Annotated in this window: 23 protein-coding genes and 1 pseudogene; 9 read left to right on the plus strand and 15 right to left on the minus strand. The window is 54.0% G+C overall.

What is annotated here, in order from left to right; translation table 11 throughout:
* Window positions 1-154: 154 nt before the first annotated feature.
* The gene (locus ACR0LD_RS07520; protein WP_093964967.1) at window positions 155-562 is read right to left on the minus strand and encodes a universal stress protein; all 408 of its coding nucleotides are present in this window, start codon (window positions 560-562) and stop codon (window positions 155-157) included.
* Window positions 563-619: 57 nt separating this feature from the next.
* Complete coding sequence (locus ACR0LD_RS07525) at window positions 620-1,069, minus strand: phasin family protein (protein ID WP_170343047.1); 450 nt, start codon at window positions 1,067-1,069, stop codon at window positions 620-622.
* 201 nt (window positions 1,070-1,270) lie between these two features.
* On the opposite strand from ACR0LD_RS07525, the gene ACR0LD_RS07530 reads away from it, so the two are divergent.
* Complete coding sequence (locus tag ACR0LD_RS07530) at window positions 1,271-2,443, plus strand: cation:proton antiporter (RefSeq protein WP_170404229.1); 1,173 nt, start codon at window positions 1,271-1,273, stop codon at window positions 2,441-2,443.
* On the opposite strand, the gene ACR0LD_RS07535 is transcribed toward ACR0LD_RS07530, so the two are convergent.
* Window positions 2,444-2,851, minus strand: coding sequence for a c-type cytochrome (locus ACR0LD_RS07535; RefSeq protein ID WP_141138522.1), 408 nt, complete (start codon window positions 2,849-2,851; stop codon window positions 2,444-2,446).
* 755 nt (window positions 2,852-3,606) lie between these two features.
* Between ACR0LD_RS07535 and ACR0LD_RS07540 the strand changes: the two genes are divergently transcribed.
* Both ACR0LD_RS07540 and ACR0LD_RS07545 read left to right on the plus strand, forming a co-directional pair.
* A complete protein-coding gene (locus ACR0LD_RS07540; RefSeq protein WP_260065402.1) occupies window positions 3,607-4,827 on the plus strand; it encodes an APC family permease in 1,221 nt (406 codons plus the stop codon).
* Window positions 4,828-4,869: 42 nt separating this feature from the next.
* Complete coding sequence (locus tag ACR0LD_RS07545) at window positions 4,870-6,486, plus strand: MFS transporter (protein WP_480636296.1); 1,617 nt, start codon at window positions 4,870-4,872, stop codon at window positions 6,484-6,486.
* Here the strand turns inward: ACR0LD_RS07545 and ACR0LD_RS07550 are convergent, their stop codons facing one another.
* Entirely contained in the window at window positions 6,487-8,076 is a 1,590-nt protein-coding gene (locus tag ACR0LD_RS07550) for a trypsin-like peptidase domain-containing protein (RefSeq protein ID WP_480636298.1), read from the minus strand. It abuts the gene before it with no gap.
* A gap of 219 nt (window positions 8,077-8,295) precedes the next feature.
* Window positions 8,296-8,880 (minus strand): Hsp20/alpha crystallin family protein, encoded by a 585-nt coding sequence (locus ACR0LD_RS07555; RefSeq protein WP_480636300.1) that lies wholly within the window; start codon window positions 8,878-8,880, stop codon window positions 8,296-8,298.
* Between the two features lie 197 nt (window positions 8,881-9,077).
* Here ACR0LD_RS07555 and ACR0LD_RS07560 point away from each other — a divergent pair, with 197 nt between their 5' ends.
* Both ACR0LD_RS07560 and ACR0LD_RS07565 read left to right on the plus strand, forming a co-directional pair.
* Window positions 9,078-10,382: a ferredoxin reductase family protein gene (locus tag ACR0LD_RS07560; protein WP_093964960.1), complete on the plus strand. Its 1,305-nt coding sequence runs from the start codon at window positions 9,078-9,080 to the stop codon at window positions 10,380-10,382.
* A gap of 336 nt (window positions 10,383-10,718) precedes the next feature.
* A complete protein-coding gene (locus ACR0LD_RS07565) occupies window positions 10,719-11,285 on the plus strand; it encodes a flavodoxin domain-containing protein (RefSeq protein WP_480636302.1) in 567 nt (188 codons plus the stop codon).
* Window positions 11,286-11,363: 78 nt separating this feature from the next.
* Here ACR0LD_RS07565 and ACR0LD_RS07570 read toward each other — a convergent pair whose 3' ends face one another.
* From ACR0LD_RS07570 to ACR0LD_RS07580, 3 genes and pseudogenes are all read right to left on the minus strand, one after another.
* Window positions 11,364-12,209, minus strand: a complete 846-nt coding sequence (locus ACR0LD_RS07570; RefSeq protein ID WP_170370237.1) for a universal stress protein — start codon at window positions 12,207-12,209, stop codon at window positions 11,364-11,366.
* 88 nt (window positions 12,210-12,297) lie between these two features.
* On the minus strand, window positions 12,298-12,675 hold the full coding sequence (locus tag ACR0LD_RS07575; protein WP_480636304.1) for a SnoaL-like domain-containing protein: 378 nt from the start codon (window positions 12,673-12,675) through the stop codon (window positions 12,298-12,300).
* A 132-nt stretch (window positions 12,676-12,807) separates the two neighbouring features.
* Window positions 12,808-12,970, minus strand: a pseudogene (locus ACR0LD_RS07580) (IS6 family transposase); the annotation flags it as partial.
* Window positions 12,971-13,258: 288 nt separating this feature from the next.
* Here ACR0LD_RS07580 and ACR0LD_RS07585 point away from each other — a divergent pair.
* The 4 genes from ACR0LD_RS07585 (at window position 13,259) to ACR0LD_RS07600 (ending at window position 15,500) form a co-directional block, all read left to right on the plus strand.
* Entirely contained in the window at window positions 13,259-13,774 is a 516-nt protein-coding gene (locus ACR0LD_RS07585; RefSeq protein WP_093964957.1) for a DUF805 domain-containing protein, read from the plus strand.
* Between the two features lie 73 nt (window positions 13,775-13,847).
* Window positions 13,848-14,618 (plus strand): hypothetical protein, encoded by a 771-nt coding sequence (locus tag ACR0LD_RS07590; protein WP_480636306.1) that lies wholly within the window; start codon window positions 13,848-13,850, stop codon window positions 14,616-14,618.
* A gap of 28 nt (window positions 14,619-14,646) precedes the next feature.
* Window positions 14,647-15,168, plus strand: coding sequence for a hypothetical protein (locus tag ACR0LD_RS07595; RefSeq protein WP_174822009.1), 522 nt, complete (start codon window positions 14,647-14,649; stop codon window positions 15,166-15,168).
* Window positions 15,169-15,173: 5 nt separating this feature from the next.
* Window positions 15,174-15,500: a hypothetical protein gene (locus ACR0LD_RS07600; RefSeq protein ID WP_170582946.1), complete on the plus strand. Its 327-nt coding sequence runs from the start codon at window positions 15,174-15,176 to the stop codon at window positions 15,498-15,500.
* Between the two features lie 64 nt (window positions 15,501-15,564).
* Here the strand turns inward: ACR0LD_RS07600 and ACR0LD_RS07605 are convergent, their stop codons facing one another.
* The 7 genes from ACR0LD_RS07605 to ACR0LD_RS07635 all read right to left on the minus strand — a co-directional run bounded on the left by ACR0LD_RS07605 (window position 15,565) and on the right by ACR0LD_RS07635 (window position 23,797).
* Window positions 15,565-16,026, minus strand: coding sequence for a hypothetical protein (locus ACR0LD_RS07605; protein ID WP_480636308.1), 462 nt, complete (start codon window positions 16,024-16,026; stop codon window positions 15,565-15,567).
* 765 nt (window positions 16,027-16,791) lie between these two features.
* The gene (locus ACR0LD_RS07610; protein ID WP_093964952.1) at window positions 16,792-17,415 is read right to left on the minus strand and encodes a hypothetical protein; all 624 of its coding nucleotides are present in this window, start codon (window positions 17,413-17,415) and stop codon (window positions 16,792-16,794) included.
* An 18-nt stretch (window positions 17,416-17,433) separates the two neighbouring features.
* On the minus strand, window positions 17,434-17,748 hold the full coding sequence (locus tag ACR0LD_RS07615) for a hypothetical protein (RefSeq protein ID WP_093964951.1): 315 nt from the start codon (window positions 17,746-17,748) through the stop codon (window positions 17,434-17,436).
* Between the two features lie 940 nt (window positions 17,749-18,688).
* Entirely contained in the window at window positions 18,689-20,242 is a 1,554-nt protein-coding gene (locus tag ACR0LD_RS07620; RefSeq protein ID WP_480636310.1) for a tannase/feruloyl esterase family alpha/beta hydrolase, read from the minus strand.
* 271 nt (window positions 20,243-20,513) lie between these two features.
* Window positions 20,514-21,992 carry a phage terminase large subunit gene (gene terL / locus ACR0LD_RS07625; protein ID WP_480636312.1) on the minus strand — a complete coding sequence of 493 codons (1,479 nt, stop codon included), beginning with the start codon at window positions 21,990-21,992 and terminating at the stop codon, window positions 20,514-20,516.
* Window positions 21,979-22,410, minus strand: a complete 432-nt coding sequence (locus tag ACR0LD_RS07630) for a DUF5681 domain-containing protein (protein ID WP_093964947.1) — start codon at window positions 22,408-22,410, stop codon at window positions 21,979-21,981. Before ACR0LD_RS07630 ends, terL begins: the two co-directional genes overlap by 14 nt.
* A complete protein-coding gene (locus tag ACR0LD_RS07635; RefSeq protein ID WP_480636314.1) occupies window positions 22,403-23,797 on the minus strand; it encodes a site-specific DNA-methyltransferase in 1,395 nt (464 codons plus the stop codon). The genes ACR0LD_RS07630 and ACR0LD_RS07635 overlap by 8 nt, the downstream gene beginning before the upstream one ends.
* Window positions 23,798-23,982: the final 185 nt, after the last annotated feature.

Genomic DNA, 23,982 nt, shown 5'->3' on the forward strand with positions numbered 1-23,982 from the left:
CCTCGGGACTGGTTTTGAAGTACTTGAAAGAGGCAGGTTTGGTCATGGGCAAAAGCTACGCAACCGTCCTGCCTGCCTCAAGACAAGTTCTTCTGACAAGACCCCAAGTTCTTCTGACAAGACCCCACAGAGATCTCGCATCGCTAGCTTTGGATCACCGAATTACGTGAACCGAACACTTGGCATGATGCACGACTCTGTTCGCAGTGGAACCTAGAAATATGTCCTCGAATCCGGGCTTATGCGAAGCTAAGACGATGCAATCGGCGTCGCTCTGGTTTGCGAATTCGACAATTGCCCTACCCGCATGCCCGGAGATGAGCTGTACCTTCGCGTCTGAGATTTCAGAGGCAGTGTTATGCAGATTCTCCAATATCTCATGCCGCGTATGTGCAAGCACTTCACTTGGAATCTGAGAACCCACATATGCCGGAATAGGTTCTTGGACGTGCACAACGGTGAAAACAGCGTCGGCATCAGCCAATTGGCGCGCAGCCTTAAACGACGCTTGAGTGTCGTGTTCTTTGTCCAGAGCAACCGGGATCAGGATGTTTTTGTACATTTGACCTCCTATCTACTGCTCCGATGATTTCAGTTTGGTTTTTCGGCGGCACGAACCCTAAACAGGCTCAGACTTTGAAGATTTCCCCGCGCTGTTTGTAGCGGCTACGACATCATCAACTGTTTTCTCAACAGCTTCAGCTTCGGTTTCAGCGACATAAGATGCACAACGAGACACGGTTTCGAACCATTCCTGCGCGTCAGCAACCAACCGCTCAGCCGAATGGCGCTGCCACTCCGTCATACTCTGAAGGGCTTTCGATGGATCGGACGGGTTCGCAGAAGACACTTTGCGTGCAGCTTGTAGAGCCGTCCGAACCGCCTCATGACGCCGTTCGAACCAATGCTGCGCAAAGGCCTCTGTTTCTTCGAGCATTTTTTCTTGTGCGTCCCAAAATTGTTCGATCTGGGCACCGAAGGCTGGATTGCCAGACATGGGCGGCTGCATTTGCTTGAAAACATCCACAAGTGAGGTCGGGCTATTTGTGCTAGATTTCTTTGTCGGCATCGAAAGTTCCTCCTCATTTCCTTAATGAGCTATTGTGCCACCTGCGGCGCGCTTTCGCCTTAATACAGATCAATATCCCCCATTTTTTAGGATCTTCGGCTTAGGCTGCCACGGGACATTGGCATTCTCTCCGACATCGGTTCCAAGATGGCAGGGGTGGAGTTAAAGTAGTTTAGACAAGAACTTAACGCTTGGATCTCTATGCACATTGCCGGCTTTCTGATTACCCTAGGTGTCCTCTTCCTTGCCGGATTGGCGGCCGACCAACTTGGCCGGGTAACGCATCTTCCTCGTGTTACAACCTTGCTTTTCCTCGGTCTGATCGCCGGGAACGCCCGAATGGGTTTGATCCCACTCGACGTTGCAATGTGGTTCGACGAGATTTCCATTGTGGCTTTAACGATGGTCGCGTTTCTTCTTGGAGGTTCCTTAACCCGCGAGAACCTGGTTCGGCATGGCAGAGCCATTCTGACGATTTCGATTTCAATCGTGGTTGCAACCCTTGTTATCGTGTCTGCTGGATTGACCGCAATCGGCGTACCCTTCGGGTTGGCACTGGTGCTGGCGGCAATTGCTACGGCTACGGCTCCGGCCGCCATGACAGACGTGATCAAGCAATCTGGGGTGTCCAACAGCTTCACAGAGACATTAAAGGGCGTCGTCGCAATTGATGACGCTTGGGGTCTGATCGTTTTCAGCATCGCCTTGGTTCTGGCCGGTCATTCGGATGGTTGGGCCACCGTCACGACCACAGCGATGTGGGATTTCGGAGGGGCTATTTTGTTGGGTTCCGCGCTAGGCGTGCCATCCGCTTACCTCACAGGTCGCTTGAAGCCGGGAGAGCCAATGCAAGCCGAAGCGGTGGGAATCGTGTTTCTGACAGCAGGCCTTTCGTTGTGGCTAGAAGTTTCGTTCCTTGTCGCAAGCATGGTTGCTGGCGCAGTTATTGGGAATCTTGCCCGCCATCACGACCGTGCTTTTCATGAGATCGAGCACATTCAGTGGCCGTTCATGATTTTGTTCTTCCTACTGGCTGGCGCCACGCTGGATATTGAAGCCTTCGGCTTGATGGGCTGGGCTGGTGGTCTTTTCCTATTCTTGCGCGCCGTAGCCCGCCTCGTCGGGGGTTATTGTGGAGCGAGACTTGGCGGCCTGCCTAGCCGTCAGACCCGCTGGTACGGCCCAGCTTTGTTACCACAGGCCGGTGTCGCGGTAGGAATGGCCCTCGTCGCCGGAGAGCAATTTCCACATTGGGCCGCGTCGATCATGGCCTTTACTCTAGCCAGCGCTGTGGCCTTCGAGGTGTTGGGGCCGCCGTTGACTCTCATGTCAATCAGACGAACGGCTGACACAGATGAGCAGATTGGTCAGTAACTATTCAGACTGGATCGATTCAAGAAAGGCGAGCAAATTCGCCAACGGCAGGCCTACCATCATAGGTTGCCCATTAGGCAGAGCCACCGCGATTTGTTGGTCTGTCTCAAACACCGCGCCAAAGATTGGCATTTCGCCCCCATGGGCGAGCAATTGTGAACGACCGTCAATCTGTTCAGCTATAAGATCTATCGGAAACACACCGCCGTTCTCGCCCGCCAATTTGGTAAGGTCAGGTGTTCGAATAGCCAGCATTTCCGCCATTGGCCCGTCTCCGGTTGCTTCGAAACCGTGACATTGCCAGCAATACGTCCGGTACAAATCACTTCCCTCATCAACGCTGACCTCCTGCGCTAGTACGGGCCCCGTGACGAACAGTGCCAGTAAAATCCCTCGAAAAATCTGCATATGCTCCTCCAATTTGCTGCCCCGGAAGAAGATCTAATTATAAGGCATCCTTAAGAAAGCACTTTGACCTTGCTCATTTTGGACGCTCCTGTACGAGGATTGGCGTTTCAGTCGAATAGCGTTTGGTGTACGCGCCTAATTTATTCCTGCCGGCCTACAACTACGCCACCTCATCGTTGACCTCACCACCCTTGCGCGCAGACGGTTCTCCTTCCAATATATTCATATACCTGAGAATTCGTCAGAGGTGATAAGGCACGCGATGCAACCATCTGAGCGCATCCATCCGAGCCCAAGACTGGTAACAGGTTCCAAAGCGTCACGAATTGCTTTCCACCCTAAATCTGAAACCATCGAACATGTTTGCTTTGCCTTTAAGTCCGACGACAAACGACAGTTGGGTTGCGTTCAGCCTCGCAGACCCGTCGCAGCGAGGTGATTGACATAGATCAAAGCACCAACATGAATTACATAGTAAAATTCGAATGTTTCAACATATTCTACGTTCACCGTCCTGTCCCCAAGTAAACACAAAGGTGAATGGAATTTTGAAGGAGTGGAAGTTCCACCCACGGGGGCTCGGCAGGAGTGATGGCGAGCCCCCAGTTAGTTGATTGGCGCCCAATGTGCCCAGGTTGAGACACACGGCATTCGGTGCAGCTTTGACCATAGGATTAAGCCGCTGCGCCAATCGAGACAAAAAGAGAAGGACGCCACTGACGACGTTCGGAGTGGGCAGTTGGCGGAAATCACTTATGAACTCTGTTGATCCAAACGAACAGAAACTCAGGCGGGCCCTTACAACCCCGTTGCTCACGCTTTATGGCCTTGGGGTAACGGTCGGAGCGGGCATTTATGTTTTAGTCGGCGCGACAGCAGACATTGCTGGACCGTTTGCAGCGTTTTCGTTCGTTTTAGCCGCGCTCGTCGTATCACTCACCGCGCTTTCGTATGCAGAACTCGCAACACGATTTCCCGTCAGCGCAGGTGAAGCGGCCTATGTTGAAGCGGGATTTCAGAAAAGATGGATGGCGGTTTTCGTCGGCCTCGCGGTCGCAGCTTCGGGGATTATCTCTGCCTCTGCAGTTGCAATTGGCGCAGCATCATACCTGCATGCTTTAACCGGTTTTGCGATCCCTGTTTTGACCATCAGCGTCGTTTTGATCATGGGTTTAATCGCACTTTGGGGGATCACTGAGTCGGTCTTTGTTGCGGCTGTCATTACGATCATCGAGATCGCAGGCCTTATCTTTGTGATTGGCTGGGGCATGTCGGTTCAGGATCCGCAGGGATACGGAATCAGTTCGATGCTTCCACCGCTTGAATTCGACGCGTGGAGAGGCATTTTCGCGGCATCACTTCTCGCCTTCTTTGCATTTGTTGGCTTCGAGGACATGGCCAACGTGGCAGAAGAGGTTAAAGACCCGGTCCGCACGATTCCAAAAGCGATTTTACTAACCCTCGTTTTGGCGACCGTGTTGTATCTAGGAACCTCAATGACGGTTCTACTTGTTGTTCCGATCGATGTTCTTTCGACATCCGCAGCCCCCCTCGCGCTTGTGTTTTCAAACGCGCCCGAGGTGATCAAACAGGGCTTTTCCGCAGTCGCGATTGTGGCGACAGTCAACGGAGTACTGATCCAGATGATCATGGCCTCGAGGGTGATCTACGGCCTAGCTGACCGTAATCATTTACCGAAGGTTCTGGCGATTGTCCCAAAAGCAACTCAGACACCAGTTATCGCTACTTTGCTGGTCGTGGCGATCATCGTTTTGCTGACCCAAACTATACCGCTTGGTATTCTGGCAGAGCGCACGTCTCAGATCGTTCTCGGCGTCTTTGTACTGGTCAATATTTCGCTGATCCTGCTGAAGATGAAGCCGGACGAGTCCGCAAAGCACTTCCGCGTTCCTCTTGTGATACCGATCCTTGGGGTGATCACCAGTGCATTGCTTTTCGGATCTGGATTTCTCTAACTGATACAACGACCCAAAGGCCTCAACGAGCTGCCACGGCATATGACGACTGACCAAACTTCCATAGGATCAAAACTTTCGGCCTGGTGGCATAGAACGTTTGTGGATCTGGTTCAGCAGCTGCAATGGTCCTATCTGCCACCACTGATGGTCTATTTTGCGGCCGGCGTGTCCGGCCTGACCTCGGTCGTTGGTGCTTTTTTCCTAAAAGACTACCTCGATTTATCCGCCTCTTTCGTTGCAGGGCTAGCATTTTGGGCTGGTATCCCGTGGATACTAAAAATGCCGCTTGGTCATGTCGTGGACCTGGTTTGGCGCTGGAAGTCCCTGCTGATCTTGTTCGGCGCGTCCTTGATCACGTTGTCTTTGCTCACCATGTACGGGCTCGTGACCGCACCTGCGCAGATGTCCAGTTTCATGCCGCTGGAAGACTGGTATGTTGTTGCCTTGCTCTTGGCGCCTTCGGGCTATGCCATTCAGGACGTTGTTGCCGACGCCATGACGGTTGAGGCGGTGCCGAAGGTTGACCAGCACGGCCTACCATTTTCGCCTGAAGAAACCCGTGCTCAGCACACGACGATGCAAACCTTGGGCAGAGTTTCCATTATTTCTGGGTTTGCCGCTGTTGCGGCTGTAAACATCTGGATTTTCTCTGGAACAGAGGATCTGCAAAAATCCGATCGCCTTGCGCTTTATGGCCAGGTGTATCTGATAGCTCTGGCCATCCCTGTGTTATCCGTCAGCGGTGTCGTTCTTCACAGCTTGATCCAGCGTCAGCGTATAAGATCGGGCGACCCGCCCTACGCGCCGGATGAAGTCACCGAAGTCAAATGGTCCATATTGCTGGGCGGCTTCGCATTCGTTGTGCTTAGCATCGTGTTGGGAACCGCCGATTTCGAGTTTGCGCAAGAAACAGTCTTTGCGGTTTCTCTAACGGTGATCCTGTACCTTATGTCGCGCCTGTTGAAAGAGCTGGAACCAGCACAAGCCAGAGCCCTGATCGGGACAGCGACAATCATTTTTGTGTTTCGCGCTGTGCCGCTATCAGGACCAGGCCTGACTTGGTTTGAAATCGATGAACTGGGGTTCGATGAGCAATTCTTGGCAATCCTGGCATTGTTGACCTCGCTGCTGGCCTTGCTCGGGTTAATTGTTCTGCGGCCATTCATGGCCAACCGTTCGATTGCGCACGTAGTGGTACTGTTGACTATTGCGGCGGGCGTGCTCGCGCTGCCCAACCTTGCCCTCTATTACGGTGTGCATGAATGGACGGCGGCGCATACCGGTGGTGTTGTCGACGCAAGATTTATTGCCATCCTCGACACTGCTGTTGAATCGCCGCTTGGACAGATTGCCATGGTCCCGATGTTGGCTTGGATTGCACGCAATGCCCCTGTTCAGTTGAAAGCGACCTTTTTTGCGGTGATGGCATCATTCACAAACATGGCTTTGTCGGCGAGCAGCCTCAGCACCAAATACCTCAACCAAATATACGTCGTCACACGCGCCGTCACATATCCAGAGACCGGTGAGGTCACGTCTGCCGCGGACTACAGTCAACTTGGATACTTGCTGATCTCCGTAGCCGTGATCTCGGTGATCGTTCCACTGGCCACAGTGTTTTTCGTTCAAAACTCGCGCTTCCGAACGAGTGAATGATCACTGGCTTTCAACCTCTCTCAGCAGAGCTCTGAGATGTGAAACCGGGACGCCGATGTTTGAGCCACCAAACTCGGGCAGGATCGCAGCATTGATCGCAACGACCTCGCCCCGCCGATTCAATGCTGGCCCCCCGCTCCCACCGGTCGTGGTCTCGGCGTCATAAACGATGGCGCTCTCACTTGTTCGTGCAACGATCCCCCGGCTTGCGAGTGGGTGAATCTTGCTTTGAGTAGAAAGCCGGGACGCGATCGACCAAAAGTTCAGCGTTCCTTCTGCCTCCAGTTCCTCTAGAAAGCCCGGACCGGCCTGCGCGATCAAAGCTTTCAAACCCGTTGGATATCCCAACAGAAAAAGCTCTTCACCGACGCGCGACGTGGCATCCGCCAACGGAATTCCGAGGTCTTGAACGCTTGGCTCAACTGCCAAAATCGCCAAGTCTGCTGCTTCGCTGAACCGAACCAAACGCGCCTCTATTGGTTCCGTTTGATCAGGCAAATAGGCCAACAGCCTCAACATTTCAGGCTCAAGGCCAGCGTCGCTCAACGCCTTCTCTCGGTTCCCCGAAGTCCAGGGCAAAGCGACATGGCGGTTGGTGGCCATCAACGGTACCCCAGCAATCAAAAAGCCGGTTCCGGTGAATTGAAATTCTGCAGGTTCGCCGGTCCCGTCCGGTTCGATCCAAGGTTGGCCGAATGGGGTTTTCAGGTTTTCTCCATTCGGTCCCAATACATGCCGCAATATCTTCCCGCTTTCCGCGTGGCGCAGTCCATAAGCCCCCTGAAGGAAAGCGACGGACCGGGTCGAGGCAGCGATCACCCGCGTGGGGGCTCCGGCCCGCTGCTCCAAGGTTCCAAGACGCTGCTCGGTCGACAGAACCTGGTTCTTAAAAGCTTCACGCAAAGAAGCCAAGTCATCAGGCGTAATTGCATCTTCTCGCGTCTGGGCGAGCATAATCGCGACCGCTTCGATCTTGCGGGACTCCTGTTCAATACTATCCGCCAAGCGCCGGTCGTTTTGGTAAAGCAGGTACCCAAACCCCGCGATCACAAGAAGCGTCGCAAGTACTGTGATCCTGAACAGTATCGTGGTCTGAGACGCAAGCCGCCGCCCGCTGTCGCGCAGGGCACCAGACATCTTTTTAGCGAAGGGTCGACGGCTCGTTCGGGTGTAAGCATAGGCGTCACTGAGGATATCTTCGACTGTGTGGTGCGCGGGAAATGAGTGATCGCACAACCTGTATCGAGACATTGGGCCCTTTTCGCCGAACTCGATCATATCGCCATGCCTCAGAAGCGCCGATGAGGCTTTTTGTCCGTTCACCCATACATTGCGCCCTGCTGACGCGGCTATCGTGTAACCGTCGTCAGCCCACTTTAAGGTGGCAATATCGTTGTCATGCGGAGGCAGGTCGTCTTTAGGTCGAAGGCTTAACACCCTGCCATCGTTAACAGAAACGGTCAGGGCTTTATCGACCAGCCAGTTCACGTAGCCGCGCGATGGTCCGGTCAGGCTCTCCAGAAAGGCCCGCACCTCACCTTCACCAGCATGTCCTGAGGGTGTCATGCCACTCTCTTCTGGTTTTCGCATTGTGGCCCCCTACCCAAACGCGTGAGGGCATTCTACCACGCTTAAACGCCAAACCCATGGCCTGGTACGAATGTACAAAAAACACATTTGTACAGGTGCTTGCGGTGCCTGCGCGGATTCAACCAAAGACACTTATCAGGCCGCAACTCTAAGAAGGTCGATCCACGATCGACCCTCTGCTTTGCTCTTTTCAAGCACGGTATCGAGCCACCAGACCGTCTATTTCGACGATACCTTGATCTTACGGCTTGGGTCCTGAGGCTCAATCTTCGGCATTTCTATATGCAGAACGCCCTTGTCGAACGTCGCTGAAATATTGTCGATTTCTACAGTATCTGGCAGCGACATGGCTCTTGAAAAGCTGCCATAGCTTCTTTCGCTGACACGAAGATCGCCCGTTTCATCATGCGCAATCTTCTTCTGACCGCGCAGGATTAGCCTGCGATTCTTGATTTCAATTTCCACATCATCTTCTTCGAGCCCCGGCAATTCAGCCGTCAGGACAATCGCAGAATCCGTTTCTTGGACATCGATTGCCGGTGAAATCGCACCCGTCATATCAAGGGACGGAAAACCCGTGCGTTGCGCAGCCGTTTCCATCGGCAGGAAGGGTGATCCTTCCCCAAGAAAACGCGACATCAGGGTTTCCATTTCACGCCGAAAGTTGTCAGAGAGCGGATGCATTCCAGTGAAAAGTTGCGGGGACTTTTTGTCTTCTAACATTTTGAGCCTCCTCCATTGGCCTGATTTCACGCGCGCAACATTATGACAGGAAAAGCGGTCAAGGACCTTGATCTTGCGCAAGCATGCAACCTCAGGATCAGCCAGACCGAACGCGGCGGCTGAACGAACAGAAACGGGAAACTTCGTTCACTAAACTTGCCTCGTCGTGGTGAAGTTAACACCATTCTCAGTAGTCTTGATCGGAATCCCAGGTCAGCTTAGCGTTTATTTTGAATGAGCCCGAGCTGCCTAGCTTTAGCACAGTGGAGCAAAACTGTATGAAATGGCCTTATCTGGCGCTGATTTACGTTTTGCTGATCTTGGCTCCCTTGGGTTTTTCTTGGTCCTTGGGGTGGCCACCACGATCATTTAATCAAGAGCTCGCGTCCGGGCTTGGGATGCTGGCTTTTTCAATAATCTTAGTCGAGTTCCTGCTGTCTGGGCGGTTCAGGTTCATCTCTTCCGGTCTGGGTATGGATGTAACCATGCGGGTGCATCAGTTGATGGCGCGTACAGCACTCGGCTTTGCGCTGATACACCCGCTTCTCTATCAGGGTACGCCTTCGGGCGGACGCCGCCCGTGGGATGAAACAAACCAACTTACGATTTCCACCGACTTTTCTACGCTGGTATCGGGCATCGGCGCATATCTATTTCTGTTCATTTTGGTCGCCTCGGCAATTGCCCGCAAATCCCTTGATTACAAATACGAAACATGGCGCCTCTTACACGGGCTGGGAGCCTTGGTGATCGCATGCCTGTTGTTGCATCACACGGTCTATGCTGGGCGCTACGGTGGGCATCCGCTACTAACCTATCTCTGGCTTGCCCTAACCAGTATTGCAGTTGGAACTTTGCTGTATGTCTATCTCGTTCGCCCTTTACGTCAGAGGAAGAGACAGTGGCGCGTCACGTCTGTGTCTCGACTAACACCGAAGCAATGGGAGTTGCGCGTCGTTCCAGATGGTCACAACGGACTAAACTTCGAAGCAGGGCAATTTGCTTGGCTAAACGTCGGCCACAGTGTTTTTTCGCTGCATGAGAACCCATTCTCGATTAGTTCGGCACCAGCCGAAGGCCCCGAAGTTTCATTCATGATAAAGGAGCTTGGGGATTTCACATGCGGCCTCAGACAGATCGCTCCGCAAACCACGGCCTATCTGGATGCCCCGCACGGAAATCTATCGATCAGCCACCGAACTGAGAAAGGCATTGTTCTGATCGCAGGTGGTGTCGGGATCGCGCCCATGTTGAGCATTGTGCGTCAGGTACGGTTGAGTGGAACACAGTACGAGCTCAAGCTTATCTATGGCAACCGGGTGGAGGAGCAGATTGCTTTTCGCCAGGAGTTGTCCAAAGAAGAAACAGTATTTGTTCTATCCGAGCCGCCAGAGGATTGGTCCGGAGAGACAGGCTTGATCGACGGTCATCTGTTGGACCGCAATTTGTCTTCTGAACAATTTGAAAGCTGGCTTTTTGTTCTCTGCGGCCCCCCTGCCATGATGGACACGGTCGAAGATCATCTGATTGAGCGGGGCACCGCGTCACACCGGATTTTGTCTGAAAGGTTTGACTATGATTAGACTGCTCAGAAACCTGCCCGCACGCCAACAAGTAAAACTCGCAGTTTGGTTGATCAGTATTTCAATCTTCGTCGCTGTCTTGGCCTTTTGCTTAAGGTAGAAAGCTAGACCGCCAGGGGTTGGCTAGCTTCAAGGCTGCCGGCCGAAAAGGCAGGTATTCTTGGAGATGGATGCCGTCACGAACTTCCTAATAAACATGCTCCGCGTGGACAGCATGAGCATACCGCAACGATCCAGATATGCCCCCATGAAACGCCTTTGATGGAGATCAAGGGCAACGCACGTCACTTATTCATAATAAGCAATCTATTCAGACCGATTTTTGGGAGGATCGGAATGACTTTACTCATCGCCTTCGCCACGGTCGAAGGCCAAACAGCAAAGATTGCGCGCTTCATCACCGATCTCGCGAAGAATGCCGGTTTCGATGCAAAGCTGATCAATACCGATGAAACGCCCAGCCACGTTTCACTTGACGAAGTGGTCAAGGTTATTCTCCTGGCCCCTGTCCACGAGCGTAAGCACCCCAAGTCATTCGAAGCATTTGTCGCTTCAAATAGAGATGCCTTAATGAAGCGAAAGTCTCTCGTGCTTTCCGTCGGTCTAAAAGCTGCTTTCGCGTCAGGTCGAGAAGAAGCACGCGACTATCTTGACGAAATGCTTCTTCGAACAGGTTTTGAACCAAATGCGACGGCTTTGATCGCAGGCGCGGTGAGGCCCGAAAACTACGGGTATTTTGAGAGGGAGTTTCTTCAGCGCGTCGTCTTGCTCGGTCGAAAAATCGATCCACGAGAAGGGGCAAGGGAGTTTACTGACTGGGATGAACTCACGTTAATTGTGATAGAGTTCCTTGGCGAAAACGGGCGGGCAAACACGCTTCAACCTCAAGCGAGTACCCAATAACAACTGGCTGTTCCCGTATTAACCGATGAACGTATAGAGCTACCTATACCAGCAAATCACAGTCGCCAGTTCTCTTCATCAGTGCCCGAACAGCACTGGCAACCTTGTCTGCTCCAACATTGCTTGTGTCGTTCCCCCAAATACCGACTGACGCAAATGGGAATGCCCGTAAGCGCCCATAACAACGAGGTCGGCCCCCAATTCTCTTGCGCGTTCCTGAATGCAGTGTTCAATTGAATTCCCGCCGCACCGAAACTGCGACACGGTCACAGTGCAACCGTGATGGCTGAGCCATCCAGCTAGGTCGGTTCCGGGCGCTTGACCTTCTACGTCATCAGGCGACGGCAAATCAAAACACCCAATCACAACTTCGTTGGCCGCCAGAAGAATGGGTAAAGCTAAATGCGCAACCCTAGACGCAGGCAGGCTATCATTCCATGCCAAAAAAATGCAGTCGCGTTGGGCAAACGGATCTCCATTTATCATCAGGCCTACCGGCGAATGGAACAATACTCCGTACGCGATCTTATGAAACAAATCGGGGTCTTTTCGCAACTCAGCGTCTAGAAAGGCGATATCAGAGCGATTGGCTTGGCCAGCCACAAGATGCTTCAACTCTGCTCCAGATCCCATAAAGGCAATTACATTTGCAGATACGCCTTGCCCTACCAGAAGCGCTTCAACTTCTGTGGCGCGGGACTTCAAGGCGGCATTTTTTCCGTTAAGAACATCCAACCAGTTTGAGGGAAGACCCGCCTCAACGAACCTGTTTGATCCATACTTTAGGTACGGCAGGTTGGGTAAGTCCGCGATCAACACGCAATTCAAGTGAATGTTGTGGTTACAAGCAGTTTCAGCGCATTCCAAAATCGACGCGTCGTCAGCATCAACTCCTACATAATATGCCACTGTTTTGTGTTGCATTCCCGACCTCCGTCCGGAATTTCAATTCGCCCAAAGGCCGTGCGCACGGATTAAACCTACGAAGAGACAGTGTTGTTGATCGCTCTTCTTATTTCGGCAGCATGAAAAACTCTTCCAGCACAATCTTGCCTTCCGCCACCGAATACACCGCGATCTCGCGCAGGGTCATACGCTCACCCGTGGCCTTCTGAACGACCTCGTCTCTGAAGCGCACTCCAAAGCGGTTGGGTGGGTGGACGTAGGGGCCATCCACTTCTAGTTCTTGGATTTCATGCGATGCCAACCAATCCTCTCTTTTTCCCTTGATGGCTTCTCGCCCCTTTGAAACGCGGAATTGTCGAACCGGAGGCACGACTGCCTCTATCGACTGTGCGTTTTCGGCATACATTTCATCAACACTTGCAAGGCCCCTGCGCTCACGCATGGCCTGGGCGAATGATCTTCCGATTTCGATCAACTCTTCCATGAGCCCCCCCTGAATTACCATTGACAGTACCACGTCTTGCCCGCGCCAATCTTGACAAGGATCAATAAGAATATCGATGGATACTGTGAGGCCGGTTCGAACAAGTCTCAGCTAGGCCAACAGACATGTCGCTTATAGCGCGCCAAGTTCGCGCCACTCGGCAAGAGCGGCAGCGCCGTGACAACTTGAAGGTGTCTCGGTTGGGAAGGGATCGCCCCAGGCTGAAGTGATTGGAGACGGAGGAGTGAACGGCGACGAGCTTCTGCAAACTTCGCATCCGCCTTAACCGCTGCATCGTATGTCGCGAAAGGTTGTTTTGTCCGCAGACTAGCCGTTGGGGCACCGCGTAGCGGAGGTCTGCTAACCGCCCATAGAGACAGCTGCAGCGCCGTTCGCCAATGAGCTATACGGGCTCGATGCGGTCGCTCAGCCAAATTCATTGAACGACTGCATTGCGGACACTAGCTGCCGTTCGCCTCAGCGCAGCAATATTCCGACAGACACATGACCCATTGACCAATGCTTGTGTTACGTTTCCTCTTGGCAGAACATATGTGGCAACGTTTTCAGGGAATGAACAAACATGAGTTTTGTTGAAGCAATAAAGACGTGCCTCACAAAATACTTCGTTTTTTCCGGGCGCGCGGCGCGGTCAGAGTACTGGTGGTTTGTGTTGTTCGTGGTCCTCGTCAGCATTGTTTTGGCAATCATCGACGCCTCTCTATTCGGCGTGAACCCTGAAACTGGAGAGAGTAGCCAAGTCTTAACTCCGATCTTCCAACTTGCAGTTGTCGTGCCCATGCTGGCCGCCGGATGGCGGCGTTTGCATGACACTGGAAGACCAGGCTGGTACTTGCTCTTGCCTGCAGCGCTCAGCATCGCAACCATGTTCATGCTGTTCAGTGGCATCGCTGTATTTTCAGTCCTCGAGCAAGGGGCTGACGACCCTGAAGCATTGAGGGGCCCAGCGGCTCTACTTGGCGTCACAGGTTTGATGGTTGTGGGAGTTCTTCAACTGATACTCTCTGTGCTGATGATCTGGTGGCTAAGCCGACCGTCACAGGAAGGTGAAAATGAATATGGTGCACCCGCAGCTTGAACTTATGACGTGGATCATCAGTGCTTTCGCGGCAGAATGACGAAACATGGCTTAGTTGCCTAGGAGGTTACTTATGAAGAGACATCTAGTCGCCGGCACGGTCCTCACAATCATGATGTCATCACCTGCCATGGCTGAGTGGAACTTCAGTGGGCCGCCGAACGCCAACGCCTTCATTCAGACCGGCGACATGACTCTGGAGTTGCAGTGCGACCGTGTCCGTTTCGCGCCAGCAGGTTATGACGACTCGCAGGATATTGTCTCCAGGCAGGGCCTGTCCTTTCGGTTCATGAAGGATGGTTCGACCGAGGTAGGTGCGTTTCAGGCAGGATCAGTGAATGCGGATATCTCGCTCGTCGACAACTATCCTGTTGAGGTCCGTTTCTTCGATCAGGGCGACTATGATTTCGTTTTGGATCAGATTGCGCAGAACGCCGTTCTGAACCTTTCGATGGCTGACCAGGATGTCTCTTATGGTATCTTCACGCTCAAAGGATCTTCCGCGGCGGTAAGATCCCTGCGCGCGGCCTGCGGCTCTAACGCGTCGACATCTCAGAGCATGGAGGCGCCAGAAGGCATTGTGTATTGCGGTGGCGGTGCCGTGCAGAGGGTCATCGAATACGCCATCGTGGGTCAACCCGGCGAGCAGTGGGATGCTATCGTGACCGTCAATGGTGAGACAGTTCGGGCGATGACTTCATATAGCTTCTTCGGAAATTCTGAACCACCAGCAGGCTTCCAGGTGGCGCTCCTGGGTGAAGATCGGTCAGAGTTCCTCGTCTTCAGCGATGGCGGACGGAACTGGATCGAATTCGGCGATTACACCTACGAACAATGCAATTGAACCTCATGGGAAGGCTGGAGAGACCGGGATGCAAAACCAGCTAGCCGGAACGGGAAAATGGGCTGCTGTTCGACGATGGACGGTCGCTCTTCATGCGATGTTTGCAGCTCTATACACTGGTTCGGCAAACGCGCAAGATTTGTCCGAACTGCCTTTTCCGTTGCTGGAAAAAGTCGAGGCCGCGCAGCAGGCGTGCTCCGATTTCGAGAATGGACAGTTCGCCCTTGAATTGGGAGCCATCCACCGCGTCGATCTCGATGGAGACATCAAGCGGGACTGGGTTCTGGACGAGGCGGGTTTTGCCTGTTCCACCGCTGTGTCGCTCTATTGCGGGACAGGCGGTTGCATGTCTCACTTCTTGGTCGAGGAACATTTGTTCTCGCTTCTCAATCAAGGATGGGACATGGCGAACATCGGCCCATTCCGCGTGCTTTTGGCGGATGTGCATGGCTCGCAATGTGGTGGGATCAACCCAACTCCCTGCATCGTGGCCAGTGTTTGGGATTCAGATGAAATGGTCTGGCGCAGCACGGGTGCAGAGTGGGAGTAGAATATATGGAAAGGCGCCTCGAAAAGACCATGTGTGCCATATGTGCCTGCGCTTTGGCGCTGACGGTGACGGGATGCGTCGAAACCGCTCAAGAGGTAGCGATCAGCGAACCCGACCCGGAACTGAACTTCGTTCGCGGTTACCGAAGTGTTGCGGACGAGTGCCAGCTTGTCGGCGAAACGGCGTTTACTGGCGATTTGCTCGACGATTCGGCCGATCTTGTGGCCTGTCCGACGGGAAGTGCAGCAATGGCAAGCCTAATGGCGGAAACGGGAGCGCCCGTAATCACCCAAACCAACAGCTTCTCGTTCTTCAGCATTCCCTACCGCTGAACCACATGCTTGCCCGGGACTTTGAATGGTCCTCTCTGTCGATGAGTTCAGGACAACTGCCGGACTACTCCGTAACATCCATCGAGAAGAAGTACGTCGCGCACAACGCTTGACCGGCAATGCCTGCAGGCGGTTCCATGCCAGTAAACATCGCTACGCCAAGGTAGGTAAACCCGGAGCTGTCCTCACTCCAGGTTGCCATATACGTGACTGGTTGGTCGCCACAAAGCGTGTTTCCCTGCCTTAGTGGGCCTGCATCGCCTGATACACGAAACACCTGAGCAACAGGCACGTCGCCAGACGCACCCCAATTGCCTGAACTTTTGGGGTCATAAACTTCGAGATCAAGAAACCTGCCGGTCTCGAAGACCATCCGCTTGGTGGACAAGATTACTGGCCCGGTAATCGCCATTGCCGTTTCGCTGGAAGGATCGAAAGCCTTTGAATCCTCAAAGAGCGGTTGGGATGATGCTGGACCTATCAATATCCACATTGCGATTAGCAGCATCAGGATCGATCGACACATTTGGTTCTCCATTGTGCGAAGTTGTTTGAAAACTTTAAAACACCTGTTTGCTATGCCATCGAATGCAGCGAGTGTCTCTGCCCATGGTTTCGAATGCTGCGCGCGCGATCAAGATCCGAGAAGGGCTCGGTGCGGTCATTGGCAGGTTTTTTTTAAGAATGTCTACTTTGCCGACTTTGCGGTCTGTCAGAAAAGGGAAAGAACCCGTGCGAGTTTTCCTGCCTTCGAACGTTAAGTGTCAGCGAGGTTCAAACGGCGCAGCGATCAGGCCGATGGCCAGATAAGGTTCAAGATCAAAACGACGATGAAAATGATCGGAAAGAAAATCAACGCTTGTTGAACTTTTGAACGGTTCTCAAACCAACCCATACTTCTTACAGCCCAATATGCGCCACCACACAAAAGACCCGTGACAATCGCGTGCAACCAATCCATTAGCAGTCCTCCGCAGGCAGCATAGTCACATCAGAGTAGCGACCATCCGCCGTTGTTATCCGCGCGCAAGCGCCAGTATCACGGTTAAACCAGAATGACGTGAGACCCTCGGAGCGGATCAACTCGTACCCGAGGTTCTGTATGCCCATCTCCGCTTGGCCGGCACGTGCTCCTTCGAATGCAGTCAAATCGCTTGAACTGCCAATAGCAGGTTGGCCCGGTTCGGTAGAAGTGCTTGGAGTATCACATGCGACAAGGCCAAGTGCTGCAAATCCAGCCACAAAGGGAACAAATGACTTCATTGGATTTCCTGCTTGTTGAACTCGGTGGCTACTCGATGCCGATACCAATATCAAAGGTGACCGGTTGCGCCCCGGCGTTTAGGACCTCGACCACATGATCGCCAGACTGCCAAAGTTGGCCTCGATAAGGGGTATCAGAAGAGATCAGGTCTAGAAGGAGCGAGCCATCCGGGTTGAAAATTTTGTAGTCCAACGCGCCACCGTGGGAACCCACGTCCACGCGCATGAACTGACCATCTGCTGCGCCGAGCACGTAGCTCACTGATGTATTCGGGTTCAAAGTGCCCGACATCGCTGCGCCGCTGGTACCTGCCGCGAATTGGACCCGTTGGGTTCCTGAAACTACGGGTAAACCGCCGGACCCCGCCATTGCGCCTTGGCCGTCATCGGCGGCCTGCGCGACGCTGAGTTCAGCGACTTGACCGTCGTTGGACACAAGACATCTCCAGACTGTCTCGCCTTTGTCTTGCAGCATGACGAGCGAATTTGCTTCGGAAAACTCTGTAGACAGAACAGTGCCGCTTTGTCCGTCCGGCCCACCCACAGAACGCAATTGGTCGATGCAACTGTCAATCGCGTCCTGTCCGACGTCAGCGGCCGAGGCGAACGTCGGCGAGATACAAAGAGACAAAGCCAGAACCTTTGATCGCATAACTAAACTCTCCTGGTATTAATTAGACACCGCCGCGTCGCGCAGTTGCTGCAATACGGCATCACATTCGCTGGCCGCTCCGACGATCGCATCCCCGTTTTCTTCCGCGTCCGGGGTCAGTTCTCTCAGGTTAGTGACAGCACGGTTAAAAACTTGATCGACCTGTTCTTCTGTCAGAAGGCCCTCCTGTTGCGCTGCATTTGCAATCCCACAAACACCGGCTGAAAGCCCGGTAGCGATGCCCATTCCAGCGCCACTGCCGATGCCCAGCATCCCGCCACCAATACCGCCCACAAGCAGCCCTATAACCAGTCCCAAAATCAGTTTACCCATTTGTTTTGTTTCCTAATGCTCTGAGGTTTGTCACCATTACAGAGGCTAATTTGCTCTATTCTTTTTCCTGCATAATCTCACCAAAATCACCAAATTCACCGACGGCGCCAGTATTGCTAACAGTGGCCTGACGGTCTCCGGCGCAAATTCAATTGCAAGTACCCACGGTAGGCCCAAGGGTAGCAGAAATAGCCCAGACAAGGGATCTCTTGGCTGTTCAAACCAGCCGAAGGTTCCTGTCATAAAGATGAAACTCGCGCCTGCCCACAGCAACATGAAAACCCAAATCGCGGCTTTGCACAGCATCAGTCATCGCAACGTTCCAGCAAGCTATTTCGCAAAACTAGAGCGTTCCTTCGTTAGTAAGCGACATTATACCGTCTGTGGAGCCGTCACTGTAAGCGATGCACTGCCATGGCGCGCGGTCCGGTCCGACGCCGACGCGCACAAACGTCCCGGCTTCAGAGAACTCCGAACCGAGCAGTGCCACATCCGGATTGTTGGTTGTCGCAGTGACATCACGCAAGCAAGCTTGCTCCGCCGCGTTTGGTGCCGCCGACGTAGCACTGGTTGTGCTACCTTCATCACAAGCGGTGAGAAGTGCAACCGCTGGAAAAGCCAAAAGAAAGTTTTTCATAATGTACCCTGTTTCACGTTGACCTAGGAAAGCGCCGAGGCGCTTTCTCCGGGATCTTAATTTTGTCCCATACTCAACAATACGGTATTCACTTGGTTGGTCAAATTTTTGCGATTTGAATACGCTACCTAATTCAGTCCAATCAAATTGTGTCCGCTTCGGGGTCAGGGCAAACGTTCGATGCGTAGTAGGGCCATAGGCCGGATAAACGGCAGCTTCGGGCTCAGAGCAGCCGTTTGCCGGGTTCTGTCTGAGTGACCGCTACGCGGACGGAGCGGTCATTCAAAATTCGCCGGAACAGCGTCAATCGCTGGTACGACATGAAAAGCTCGACGGGTCCCGAGGGTCACCTTTGCCGACATAAATTGCGACTTGTGGATAGGCGCAAATAGGTCTGGCCCCAGCAGGCTGAGCCTTTTCGTCTAGCCAATAGGCCATGATCTCGTCTGGTGCCTCACCTGTCTCCGCCCAATTATCGATCTCAGAGAGGAAATTCACCCAAGAAGGACCAGGGCCACCAAAACAGTGCTCCACTCCGGGCATCATGAACAGTCGGACATCCTCGGCAGCACTTGGATCATGTGCAAGTAAGTCGTCATAGTAGCCGACCATCGCCAGCCCGGATTGTGCGTTATCAGACCAACCGGAGTACAACAGCATCTTCCCGCCACGTTCGCGATACATCGACAGATCGGGGTTTGTAGCATTTAAAGTTTCTGCAGCCGCTGACGCATCATTTTCGTATGTGCCGAAATCGAAGTTCTCATACGTCCAGTTGGGATCATGATAGACAAAGTTCTGCATGATCCCATTTCCGAAACTGAAGAATGCGCTGGGAGAAACCGGTTCTTCAAACCCACCCGATCCGACGCCTTCCTGGAAGCCGGCGTCGTCGTCCTGGTACTTCATTCCACCCGTCAACCAGCGGCTCCAACCACCCTCGGCGGTTTCCCCGCCGAATGGGAAACCGTAGTAGAGGCTTTCGCCTGCAGCATCTTTCGGACCGTCGTAGACCACCTTGAACGCGGCGACTTCCTTGGCGCTCAGGCAGCCCTCGAACTCGCCTGCTTCGCATTGCAGGCTTTCAACGTCGAATGTGCAGGTTCGCGGATCGTTGAGGATGCCATCCTCGAGCCCGTCCAACGCATCGCAGGCTGCCAGATAGGAAGTCTCTACCAGCGCTTGTGCTTCCGGCCCAACGACCGCCTGCTCTAAATCGTTCGGGTCGGGGTACATTGCCTGATTGATTTGGGTGGCCTGAACCGCGATACCGGTCCAGTCAACAGCATAGGCGCCTGCAGCGACCGCGTCGAAATCTTCGGGATAACGCAGCGCAGACATTATTGCTTGCCCGCCACCGCGAGAGCACCCGGTGAAGTAGCTGCGAGAAATCTTCTGCCCGTAGTATGCGTCCGTAAGGGCCTTGGCCGTGACCGCGGTCCGATGCACCGCCAGATGTCCAAAATTGACCAAGGCCTCCAGATCGTTAAGAGCCCAGCTGGCATCTGCGGGATGTCCCTGATGTCCGGTATCGGTGCCGACCGTCGCGTACCCAGATTGAAGCGCTCCGTACAGAAGCGCTGTATTCATCACTGATCCGACAAAACCGCCCCCGCCACCCATGACGAATTTGCCATTCCAGCCGTCTGGTAGAAGAAGCTCAAAATGTATCCTGCCGCCGATCACGCCGGTGACCGAGCAATGCGCGGCCGGGTCCTCCGAGGGCTGCACGACGAGATAGTCGACATCCGGAAGCGGAATGAGCGCGTCCAAGTTACAGGCCGGTTGGCCCCAAGCGGCTACAGGGGCGTGCAACGCAATACCTGCCATGACGATTTTTGCAAAAGCTTTTAACATGCCTTCCCCTTCTTCTTGGATTTGCCATTGGGATAGTAACCTCAAATGGCAATCGTAAACATGGGGCTGTGACATAAGCTATACTGAGCTCGTGTCGCCGTCTGTGGTACGTATTCTGAAAGTCCACGAGGGGCTCAAAGCCGTCATCCGACGGCATTAGCGATTAGACCGGTTTGTGGTTGCGAGCGGTCATTGGGGCCGCTCTCAGGATTGGTCCGACATCGGCCCTCCCAGTACTATTCAACGAGTTTTCAAGCTCAACTCCGAGATCCTACCGTCGCCTGACCCTCTCTCGATTACGCTCCCGACGTTCGATGTTGATCCGGTGGTCGCGGCCCAATGCCCGGTAGAAGCCCGGTCCCTTGGACCAGTTCAGAAAGTGGGCAAAGCTGTCGACCTGATCGTCGTTGCGTCCGCGTGGAAAGGACTGAAGCTCCCGTTTGAATACCGGCAGCCAGGGTGCATCTGCAGGCAGATAAACCTTGCCCTCTTCGACAGGACCGCAAGCGGACTGGAACCGGGTTTCCTTGTCCTTGTCGGGTTTAATGCGTTCGTAGCGCCGACGGTCATCACGAAACAATTCGTCCAAAAGAGGTTTGCCGGAGGCCGCATCTTCGATCAGGACACGATCGGGATCCCAACGGCCGACAAGTTGCAGTGCCTTGGCTTTCAGGTCTGGGTAGTCTACCTGCCCGCGCCAGACGTCGATAAGATGCCACGCATTTTCGCGGAACCCCCAGGTTGTACAGACAGAGAAATCAGACCGGGGGTCTGCCGACATGCCCGTATCCCAGCTCTGAACCACCAGTTGGAACCAGCGGCGATCTTCGATGGTCTCGTAGGTGCCAAACCACTCCCAGCGCAAGGGCGACCCGTCGGGAGCAATGGGGTTCTGCTGATACTGGCAATTGAACACGGCCGCGCCCATTTCGCGACGCTTGGTATCCAGCGTTTGCTGATCCAAACGGGACGGGCACAGGAGATCACCCGGTTTGCGGCGCATGACCCTTCCACGCCCAAGAGAAACCACCTCATGGCCTTCTGCGATGGCAGGCAGATTCAGATGCCGGTAGGTCCCGCGTTCGAGCAGATAACCCGGCGGATCCATCTCGTGCAACCGTTGCGCAACCATAACCACACGCCCTTCGGCCGGATTGTCGAAGCGCGACAACAAGGTCCCCTCAATGAACTCCTGCGCCTTGACCAGCTCGGCTTCGGAGCCGGCATCTCCGGCTTTCAGCAGGTCATCGATGATGATGTAATCGGCGCCATGACCGGTGACAGAACTTCCAATGGAGACAGCCTTACGGCTGCCTCCCTTTGTGGTGCGGATTTCTTCTGAGGTGTTGCCCTTTTTAGCCAAGACCGTTTCAGGGAACATTTCCCGGTACCAGCGCGCAGACATGATCCGACGACAACCTTCGGAATGTTTGCGCGCCAGATCCAACCCATAGCTGGCAACGATGATCTTGGCGCTGGAGTTATGACCGAGAAGATAAGCGACATATGCAACGGCCACGGTGACCGATTTCAGGCAACGTGGCGGGATGTTGATGATCAGTCGCTTGTTTTCGCCTCGACGGACATTGTCCAACTCATGGCACATGGCCCGCACATGCCAGGCCGGATCAAAGCTGCGGTCAGTTCCCTGGTGCAGCGTGCCAAACACACGCCAAACGAAGGGAAAGAAATTGTTCCGGCAAACCTCGCGAGCGGCTTGCACGACGATTTTTGGATCAGGAGTCGTCATCTTCCGCCTCCTCGTTTTCCAGATCACCGTCACCGTCCAGTTGGCTGGAAAAGAAATCCCGGAGGATGTCGTAGTCGACAGCGTCGGGCTCAACCGTACGGACGCTTTCTTGCGCGTCCAATTCACTTGCGTTGAACAGATCTGTGTCCAGCTTAAGCAGCGCCATCAACAATTTCGTGTCGCCCTTCAACGCGCCTGCCGTGAACCGCTTGGCAATTGCCTCAGCCTTGGAAATCCGGATTTCGTGGCTGCCTTCGCGAACCGTAATCTTGGTTTCCAATTCACGTTTCAAGCTGGCATTCACCCCCTTGGCACCTTTCGGCCGCCCTTTCGGATTGCCGGATCGGCCTTTTTTGAATTGGGTCGCTTTGGGCGGTTTGCCGTAGCCGACCTCATACTCTTTCGTATCGTCAGACATGACCCACCTCCTGTTCTGAAGTGGTATCGTTGGCCGCAAAACGCGCATCGAACGTCTGGCCTGTTACCGCGTGCACGGCGCTATCACCGGTCATCTCCTGCCAACGGCGGATGGCCACATCGACATAAGCCGGGTCGAGCTCAATAAGCCGCGCTTGGCGCCCGGTTTTCTCAGCTGCCAGCAGAGTCGCGCCGGACCCGCCAAAGGCGTCCAGCACGACATCGCCGCGGTGGCTCACATCCATGATGGCATCTGCAACCAGAGCTGTCGGCTTCACCGTGGGATGATCCGCGAGATCCGCCTCGCGCCCTGCCCCAAAGCTGTTCACACCGGCGTAATCCCAGACGTTGGTCCGGTTGCGCCCGTGTTTGCCCAGCTCGACGTTGTTGATGTGCGGCGCACCAGGCTTCTTGAAAATGCAAATCAGCTCATGCTTTGAGCGATAAAGGCTGCCCATGCCTCCGTTCGTCTTGTTCCAGACGCAGAGATTGATGAGGTCCAATCCAGCTGCTTTGCCCGCCGTAATCAGTTCTTCGATATGACGCCAGTCCATGCAGATCATCGCGATGCCTCCGTTCGGCAGGCAGTCAAACAACTGCGTGATCGCGCCTGAAAGAAAGCCGCGGAACTCGCTATCCGTCATTTCTCCCGACGCCATGGCAAACTCGCGGTGTTCGGCGCTATTGCCGGACCGCACATGCCCATTGACAGGCACGTTGTAAGGCGGATCGGTGAAGACTATCTGCGGGGTCTCGCCTTCCAGCAAGGTGTCGTAGCTCTGGGCTTGAAGGGCGTCCCCGCAGAAAATGCGATGATCTCCGAGAACCCAGAGGTCGCCCGGCTCCGTGACTACGGGTGCCGCAGGGTCCGGCGTCTCAACAGTTTCCGCTACAGATACCGTCACCTCACCGACGCTGTCGATAATGATGTCGATCTCCGGTGTTTCGAACCCTGTGATGTCCAGATCAAAGTTCAACTCGCCATCAAGGCTGAGGTCCATCAGCTCGGAAAATTCGATCTGCAACGCCGCTTCATTCCAGTCCGACAATTCCGCCAGCTTATTGTCCGCAATGCGCAGAGCGCGCACTTCCGCTTCTGACAAATGATCCGCGACAACAGTCGGTACGGAATTCAACCCCAGGGCCTTAGCGGCCTCATAGCGGCCATGACCCGCGATGATTGTGCCCGAACCATCCAACAGGATCGGAGTGACAAAGCCAAACTGGGCCACCGATGCTTTCAGTTTGTCGACATTCTTGGCCGCGTGCACGCGGTTGTTGTTGGCGTAGGGCTTGATCTGGCTGATCTGGGATTGGATAACTTTTTCGGCCATCCAGATAGGCGTATTGGACGCCCGAACGTTGCTGTGTGTGTTTTTGGCAGGCATAACCGCCTCCTTTTGCGTGACGCCGCGCGGACGTCGAGATGGAGGGATCGCGCTGGAAAATCGGAGAGAGCACAAATCGCAACTCCCCGGACCAATCGATCCGAGACGTTGCTCCTTTGAATGCTCTCTGCGGAAACCTGTGTTTCCAATGAGTGCTGCCTGCGGGAGCAGTTTCCCGCCCTGAT

This window comes from Ruegeria sp. BF8 (genome assembly GCF_056538625.1).